Source organism: Streptomyces atratus (assembly GCF_900119365.1).
Lineage (GTDB): Bacteria > Actinomycetota > Actinomycetes > Streptomycetales > Streptomycetaceae > Streptomyces > Streptomyces atratus_B.
This window is the reverse complement of record NZ_FPJO01000100.1, coordinates 1-1,313: the sequence shown is the minus strand read 5'-3', so window position 1 is coordinate 1,313 and position 1,313 is coordinate 1. Positions and strand designations below refer to the sequence as shown.

Here is a 1,313-nt window from a genome sequence, read left to right as displayed (position 1 = left end):
GCCCAGCGCCACGAAGTCCTGCGTACGGTTTTCGCCGAGGTCGACGGCCGCCCGGTGCAGGTCATCGGCGACGCACCCCTCATCGACTTCACCGTGCGGGACCTGCGGTACACAGAGGAGCCGCACGCTGCTGCCGAGCGGCTCGCCGCCGACCTCGCGGCCCGGCCGTTCGACCTCGAATGCGGTCCGCTGAGCCGCTGGGTGCTGGCCAGAGTCGGGGACGAGGAATTCGTACTCGCCCTCTCCATGCATCACATTGTTTCGGACGGCTGGTCGGTGGGTGTGCTGCTGCACGAGGTCCAGGCCGCCTACTCCGGCACACCGCTGCCCGAACTTCCCATTCAGTATGCGGACTTCGCCGCCTGGCAGCGGCGGTGGCTTGCTTCCGGAGTCCTCGAGGAACAACTCACTTACTGGCGCACGACTCTCGCGGGCGCACCGCCTGTCCTGGACCTGCCCACTGACTACCCGCGCCCCGCCATCCCCACCTACCGCGGCGCACACCTCCACACCCGCATTGGTGCGGAGACAGCGGAAGCGCTGAACGCGTTGGCACAGCAACACGGCACTACGCTTTTCATGGTGCTCCAGGCCGTCTACGCCGCCCTGCTCACCCGCCGCGCCGGACAGAACGAGATCGTCATCGGCGTCCCCGTCGCCAATCGCTCCCGCACTGAAACCGAAAGCCTCATTGGCTTCTTCGTCAACACACTCCCCCTGCGCACCCAAACCGATCCGCACGAGCCTTTCGCCGTCCTCCTCGACCGGGTACGTGATACCGCGCTCGACGGCTTCGCCCATCAGGACGTTCCTTTCGAGCGCCTGGTTGAGGAACTCGCACCCGACCGCGACCTCGCCCGCAACCCCCTCTTCCAAGCCATGCTCGTGCTGCAGAACGCACCGCAGGGCGCTATGAGGGGTCTGGCGGACGTCGCTATGGAGCGCCTTCCGCTGGAGGAGGGCATGGCGAAGTTCGACTTCACTCTCCTCGTCGAGGAACCCCAGGACGACCCGTCCCTGCGGATCGTCCTGGAGTATGCGACCGATTTGTTCGCGGAGGGCACGGGCCGGGCGATCCTCGACGGCTTTGTGCTCGCGTGTGAGGTGCTCGCGCGGGAAGGTGTGGCAACGGCTGTTGGTGAGTTGACCGTTGTGTCTCCGCAGGAACGCCGTCTGCTCCTCGAGGCGTGGAACGCCACCGACCGCCCTGAACAGCTCGGCGGTATGGTTGAGCGTGTCCGTGCGCTGGCCGAGGCGGTGCCGGATGCCCTCGCCGTCCAGGACGAGCGTATGACCGTTACGTACGGGGAGCT

At 66.7% G+C, this 1,313-nt stretch carries 1 protein-coding gene; it reads left to right on the top strand.

Features of this window, described 5'->3' with window-relative positions; genetic code table 11:
• Window positions 1-54 precede the first annotated feature (54 nt).
• Window positions 55-1,313: condensation domain-containing protein (locus BT364_RS38935; RefSeq protein WP_256260443.1), on the top strand; the 1,259-nt coding region annotated here is incomplete at its 3' end.